This window comes from Ignavibacteriota bacterium (genome assembly GCA_016713565.1).
Lineage (GTDB): Bacteria > Bacteroidota > Ignavibacteria > Ignavibacteriales > Melioribacteraceae.
Window position 1 is genome coordinate 347,711 of the sequence record JADJOX010000005.1, and the last position, 7,136, is coordinate 354,846.

Here is a 7,136-nt window from a genome sequence, read left to right on the forward strand (position 1 = left end):
TTAACACATAACGGCTTCGCAAATTACCCGCCTCCTAATAAAACAATTTTATTAAATAACGACCTGTCCCTTTGGGATTGGTTAAAATTATTGGAGCAAAGTTTAACTTTTCTTTAGAAAACTTTGCGACTAAACTTTTTGAACATTGTTCCCTTTTAACAAAAAACTTAAATTGGATTTCAAACTTTTCTATTTACAAATTTCGCCGAACCGGAACGGCGGTCAAGTTGATTTGTTAGTTATGTAACATTCTTTTACTTTAGATATAATAACTTCTTTGTTATTATTTCCTTTTTATTTGAATCGGTCTCAGTAACTTCAGCTCTAAGTAGATAAAGACCCGTACTTACAGAAGATCCAAAAGAGTTTTGGCCATACCAAGTATATGAATAAGAATCGTCAATAATTTCATTATTTACTATACTGATAATTTTCTGACCAAGAATATTATAAATAGTTAAATTTAATTTGGATGTGTTCTTTACATATAATTTTATCTGAACTTGACTATTAAATGGATTTGGATAAATATCAATCCTTGATGAATCAGAAATTTCATCTTTATTTTCCTCGACTACAGTTAAATTACTTTCATCATAAGGATTTCTTAAGAAATGAATTGTATCATTTGGTTCTAAGGCAAGTAATGCAGTAAAATCTGTTAACAAATTATGTGCAATTGCTAAATTGACTATTTTAGCTGTATCTAAAATACTCTCATTAAATAAATCATTTAATTGTTCATTTGCCAAAAGCGATGGAATTAAGGTTTCATATTTTGTAGTATCATGTGGAAATAAAAATTCTATATTTTTCTCAACTGGATTTTGAAGTCCATAAAATGTTGCAGTAATATTAAAGTTGATTTTATTTTGACCATCTGTCTCTCCAATAAAAAACAAAGGCTTATTCGGATCATTTTTTATTGGATTTACTTCTCTACTTGCGATTATATCAGAAGAACCATCGTCAACTATTATTTGCATGTCAAGATTCCTTATTAATGGATTAGATGCATAATTAGAAAGAGATGTTATATAATCCCAGTCATTTTTATATGTTTCAAAATGTAAACCTCCCGTATTAGAAGATAAAAGATTTAGTAAATAACCACTACCATAGAATAATTCATTATTTACTGAAATAGAAGGTGGATTGATATCTGACCCATCTAAAAGATTAATTGTATTAAATTTTGGGACATTTGAAAAAGAAAATAAATATTCACTTACAAAACTAGTTGCTGTATTTTCTGTGATAATTGAATCGGAATTACTAAAAAGAATACAATTATCAAATGAGCTACTATTTTGAAGTTGCGATATATACTGTAATAACTCAGGTAACAAAAGATTACTAGAAGTTTTATTCAATCCAAGTAAAGGAGGTGAAACAATTGATTTCATTGCTCCATCATCTTTAATTTGCCAGATGTCAATAACAACAAGTAAACCATTTCTTATTTTTTTTGAAATTATAACTGGATCTCCATTTGCTGTCATTACTTCAATCTTAACATCTGGATCATTGTAACTCAATATGCCAACAAAATTATGGTCAAATTCTTCAGGAAAACTTTTACCAATATTTCCATCGTCATTCCGATAAATTGTTTGAGCAGTTGCTTGGAAATGGTTGGAACTTAAGCTAGGTATATAATGTCGAGCTAGTAACTCACCATCATTTCGGTTATAATCAAAATACGTAACTAATCTACCACCTTTAACAAAAAAACTATCTAGCGGTGTCAACATCGCATTTAATTGTTCTTGATTTATTGGATCATCAAAACCATACCGGTATGCCGCAATTACTTGAGCATTACTAAATGATGAAATGGCATCTGTTATATAATCAAAATATTTAACATCTCCATATTCTTCAATTCCTTTGAAATTCCAACTGTTTTTGGCATCCCAATCAGCAAATATTATATTAGGTTTTGTATTAAAAGTTATTGAATCAGCAAAAGTACTTTGAAAAAATTTGTTCAAAACTGTATCAACATTTTGTGACGAATAGTTCATCATTTCATTTGTTAGCTGATTAATTTTTCCAGCTCCGGAAACAAGTACTTCAAATTCATAACCATCCTTCATTCCACTATTCATTACATTTTCAATATTTGGCAAAAGGTAATCTAAATTTTTACTTTTATTTCCACTTAAATCTATTGCATATAAATTCTTTTTTGGCGTCGTGTCAGTGGTTAAATCAAACAAATCGCCAGGCAAAATACCTAACTGAAAATATGACTTCCCTGATTTATCTTCATTGCCAGTAATGAATTTACCTTCATTAAAGGTTGTAGAATAACTTATTTTTAGTGAATTTAACTCACTAATATCTTCGATATTTGTTATTTTATAATTATACCCAGCTGTATCTATTAAATGTGTAAATTCTTGCTGTGGTAATTCGTAAATTTTGGGTTCGCCCCAAACGTCTAATTTTTCTCTAAATAAAATTTCAAGTGGTTTTTTACTTAGATTATTGGCATTTAACATTCTTATGGGTAATTCCGCTATTGCATTTTCTCCAATCCATTTTACAGGTGTAATCATATTTATTTTTACTTTTCCGTAACTTCCAGATTCCAATGGGTAAACATGCAATTCATATTGGTTACCCTTTTTCTTTAATAATGCTGGATCTCTTTTATTTGTTACTATACTGTCATATATAGCAGTAGCTGTCCATGTATCATACATTTTTGCTTGCATTACACTATCGCCAATCCATAACCACATATCATTAATTACACTACCTTCAGGTAATTCAAATCTGTGAACTATTTCAATATTTTGATTACTTGAGAATGTTATGATCGGAATACTCAATATAAAGTGATTGTTCAAAATAACCTCCATGAGGTTCTATTACCAATATAACTTTATCCATGTATCCCGGTTTCGTACTTCCTACAGCATCAGTTAATACTGATAACTCATTTGATGCAAATGTCATAGTTTGAATAAATATTATTATTAAAAAAACTAAATTTTTAACAAAATTATTTTCCATAATGATTTCCTACATTTTTAGGTTGTTACATAACGGCACTGCAAATTACCCGCCGCCCATAATTACAATTTTATTAAATAACGATTGGTAAAATTACCAAGAGCAGTTTTTAATTTATCTTTAGCAAACTTTGCGACTTAACTTTCTAAACCTTGTTCCCTTCAGTTAAATGCCAGACAAAACTACCTAACTTTATTTTTACAATCTCACTCGACATGTTTCTGCAGCTTGTCCCGATTCATCGGGAGTCGGATAAATTTGCTTGTTATGCAATTTTATTACATCGGTTTATATAAAACTAGTGCTGTTAATTTATTTTCAGTATAAGAAATTAAAAGAATATTCTCACCAAATAAGTACTCATCCATTTGATAAATATCTTCCTTAGAAATTACTTGGTTTGGATTTCCAAACAACATTAGTACATTTTCTCTTTTACTATTGATCCCTATTCCTTCTTTTGAAAAACCTGTATAAGTTTTATCAACTTGAATTGTTCTAACTTCATCATTATCGTTAAATGTAATTGTAATTCCACAATATTTTCCGGTTTTATAGAAATACATATAGCCAAAAAAATCACCCAATATTTCTTCATCAGGTTGACTTAGTATTGAAATTACTTTTTCAACATTATCTCCTATTTCAATATCATCAATACTTTTTCCAAATACTATACGAACTTCATCAACTTCTTTGGGTTCATTACTTTGGTTACAACTTAAAGTGAAAACCAAGAATAGTATTAGAGTTAACCTCAAATATTTTATTTTCATAATTTCACCTTTTGTTAATTGCATAACGACGAAGCAAATAACTTACTTCACGAAGCAAGCTATATATTAACGAAATGGAATATTAACAAAGCAGTTAATATATTGCATTTATTACTTTCTGTACTTAAGTCTTGAATTTCAATTTATACTTAAATAATATTAATATTGTCTTCCTAATATTGCGTTTACCAACTCAAAGGAACTACCAAATAAGTCAGTTAATTTGTTTATTAGACCTACTGCTACAATATATATTTTCCTGTTATATTATATCATATTATTAATAACTAATGCTCAGTAATTATAATAAATTTTTATTGCGTTACTTTATTACCGTATTCTTCACCATTTACATTTGCATATTTTAGCGAATAAGCATACCCACCCAAAATCATGTCCTAATCCTTGAGACGAATAATACATAAATCCCCATTTTTCTGTTAATTCATATTCATCATTCATATTTTTTTCCGTAGTAAAATACAATTTTGTTTTACCATTTATTGTTACATCGAGGTTTTTTAACTTAACATATGCAATTTTAGAACTACTTATATTCTTTAATCCAATAATTGATAAATTATTCCATTGATTTAAAGTAGCATCAAAATCATCAATTAATAGTTCTTTATTATCAACTAACAAAAATGCTTTCCCATTTAATGTATCAACTCTTTCATAACTGATTTTTATTATTATATTTTCAGGAATATGTTTACATATAACCTTTTTATATACAATATTATTTATGGATGTATCTTTTTCAACAAAATATGAGTAATATTTTGAAGAATTAAGTACTCCATCATAGTTACTAGTAAATTCCCCATATTCCCAATAATCACCAATATGAAGTGGATAATAAATTACATAAGTCTTTAAATGTAATGTTAAGTCAGTTGAAAAGATTTTATTTTTTAATGATAAATTAAAATATAATGTAGTATCAATAAACTTATAGTTCGTTTTATTAATTTCAATATTTATGATATAAGGATATTTAGATATAGAATCTACTTCAATTTTTAATTGTGCTAACCCAGAATCAGTAGTGATTATTGTGTAATTTGAATCTAAAAGTGAAATATTAATCGCTGTGTTAACTGATGTATTAAGTGAATCTTTTTGTATTTCATTTAATTTAATTCTAATAATTATTGAATCTTTTTTTGATTCTACATTTGGTGGTAATGTTGGAGAATTATCTTTAGAACAATTTGTTAAACTTGCAAATATAATTATTGATAAAAGAAATAAATATAATTTCATAAATTCTCTCCAATATTTATTATTATGGTTAAGTAAATTTCCTGTGACTAAACAACATTTGTACTTAATAACGAATGATTTATTTTATTTTCCTTTTACACCACGATTTACTTTCTAAATTTAATTTTACACAAAACCCATACTAGCGGAGCAACTTTCACCAATTCATCGGGGTCGGGTAGATTTGCTAGTCAGGCAGCATTTTACTTTATTTGAATTATTATTTAATATTTGAAATTTAGTAAAGATTAAGTCAACTTAAATCTATTTATAATTGGGAATTATAGATATCTAAAATTCAAACTCTTCAACTTTTTCCCCATTAATAAAGACAATAATTTGATAGTCTGTCTCTGTGCTAGTTTCATTATTGCCCGTATAAACTGCATAACTTTTTTTATATCCACTCATAACTATTTTTCTTTCTTGAAAAACACCGCTTTTTTCAAAACTTTTACTGAATAATCCAAAAGACTCTACTACAACTTCAATATCATTTATCTTACAGATAAAAGAATTTGTAATAGACATTTTTACAACTGAAATTTTCCAAGGAGATGCTCCCTCAGTTAGTTTATAAAAAGCAAGTTGCGAAGAAGAACATGAAACTATAAAAAAATACGAATAATAGTATAATCCATAGAAAATAATATTTCATACATTTACCTTATTATAAATGATATGCATAATAAATATATTTTGATGCCTAACGGCCTGGCAAATAACTTGCCGCCCTTAATTACAATTTTACAAAATAACGATTGGTAAATTTACCGGAGCAAAGTTTAATTTTTCTTTAGCAAACTTTGCGACTAAACTTTTTGAACATTGTTCCCTTCAGCTAAAAGCCAAACAAAACTTCCTAACTTTATTTTTACAATTTCACCCGACATGTTTCTGCGGTCGGGTAGATTTGCTAGTTATACGGTTATTTAAATTTGTAATTAAAAATAAAATTCATAGTCTAGTTTTAATATATAATTTAAATATTTATAATTTGTTTTACTTTCTTCGTTAGAATGGTCAACTGAATAACCAAATTCCTTATTATTTGGTATCATCAATGATAAATCGAAACTTGAATGTTTTGTAATATTTATTCCAAGACCTAAAACATAATGGTAAAATACTTTTGAATAAGTTTCTGTGTAAGTGCTTGTTCCATGAGATATTCCACCATTTTGATGTGCATTTACACCACAAATGATTTTTAATTTTTTATAAAATTCATTTTCTAACAATAGATTAAAATCCAGTCCTCCATATTCTTCCGCATAAAATGAAAGACCTATATTAAACTTAATGTTAGTATTTTCTAGAATCTCTTGACGAACATTTAAATATAAATTTAGTGGTGAAAAATTATAGTATTCATTTGCATTCAAATAACTTAACCCAATATTTATTCCTAAATTAGGTTTTTGAGAATAAATGCTCCCACTTATGAATATTAAAAACAATAAAGTAAATTTTTTTATTTTTTACCGTATAACGGCACCGCAAATTACCCGCCGCCCATAATTACAATTTTATTAAATAACGATTGGTAAAATTACCGGAGCAAAGTTTAACTTTTCTTTAGCAAACTTTGCGACTAAACTTTCTGAACATTGTTCCCTTCAGCTAAATGCCAAACAATACTTTCATACTTAATTTTTACAACTTCACCCAACATGTTTCTGCGGTCGGGTAGATTTGCTGGTTATGTGTTTATGTAATCCAACGATATTTTTTGTATGATATTTGCCAAATATGGCCTTCTTTTTTTAATCGATATGTTTCACATTCATTTGGAAATGGTCCAAGACAATCCTTTAAAATCATAATTTGAATCTATCTCTTCATATAAACCAATGAAGTATATTTTTATAATTTCATCATTTTTACTATCATATCCAGATGAATTGTTCAAAAATTTATCTCTTAATACTATTTCATAAATATCATTTATATCTTTTTCATTTTCTGGTTCTGTTGAATTTTCACATGAAATTATAATTACTATATTTGCAAAAAGTAGTATTATTTGAATAATTTTTATCATTTTTTTCTCAAACACATAACGGC

At 27.4% G+C, this 7,136-nt stretch carries 6 protein-coding genes; all 6 read right to left on the minus strand.

Annotated elements, in window-relative coordinates; all coding sequences use genetic code 11:
* Window positions 1–254: 254 nt before the first annotated feature.
* Entirely contained in the window at window positions 255–2,858 is a 2,604-nt protein-coding gene (locus IPK06_06175) for a T9SS type A sorting domain-containing protein (protein MBK7979580.1), read from the minus strand.
* 444 nt (window positions 2,859–3,302) lie between these two features.
* Window positions 3,303–3,800 carry a hypothetical protein gene (locus tag IPK06_06180; GenBank protein ID MBK7979581.1) on the minus strand — a complete coding sequence of 166 codons (498 nt, stop codon included), beginning with the start codon at window positions 3,798–3,800 and terminating at the stop codon, window positions 3,303–3,305.
* Window positions 3,801–4,142: 342 nt separating this feature from the next.
* A complete protein-coding gene (locus IPK06_06185; GenBank protein MBK7979582.1) occupies window positions 4,143–5,069 on the minus strand; it encodes a hypothetical protein in 927 nt (308 codons plus the stop codon).
* Between the two features lie 291 nt (window positions 5,070–5,360).
* A complete protein-coding gene (locus IPK06_06190; GenBank protein ID MBK7979583.1) occupies window positions 5,361–5,600 on the minus strand; it encodes a hypothetical protein in 240 nt (79 codons plus the stop codon).
* Between the two features lie 413 nt (window positions 5,601–6,013).
* The gene (locus IPK06_06195; GenBank protein ID MBK7979584.1) at window positions 6,014–6,454 is read right to left on the minus strand and encodes a hypothetical protein; all 441 of its coding nucleotides are present in this window, start codon (window positions 6,452–6,454) and stop codon (window positions 6,014–6,016) included.
* A gap of 401 nt (window positions 6,455–6,855) precedes the next feature.
* On the minus strand, window positions 6,856–7,113 hold the full coding sequence (locus IPK06_06200) for a hypothetical protein (GenBank protein MBK7979585.1): 258 nt from the start codon (window positions 7,111–7,113) through the stop codon (window positions 6,856–6,858).
* Between the last annotated feature and the right edge of the window lie 23 nt (window positions 7,114–7,136).

Excerpts from the sequence above, each read along its gene's own strand:
- IPK06_06180 (MBK7979581.1), bottom strand. The coding sequence starts at position 3,800 with ATGAAAATAAAATATTTGAGGTTAACTCTAATACTATTCTTGGTTTTC.
- IPK06_06185 (MBK7979582.1), bottom strand. The coding sequence starts at position 5,069 with ATGAAATTATATTTATTTCTTTTATCAATAATTATATTTGCAAGTTTA.
- IPK06_06190 (MBK7979583.1), bottom strand. The coding sequence starts at position 5,600 with ATGTCTATTACAAATTCTTTTATCTGTAAGATAAATGATATTGAAGTT.
- IPK06_06200 (MBK7979585.1), bottom strand. The coding sequence starts at position 7,113 with ATGATAAAAATTATTCAAATAATACTACTTTTTGCAAATATAGTAATT.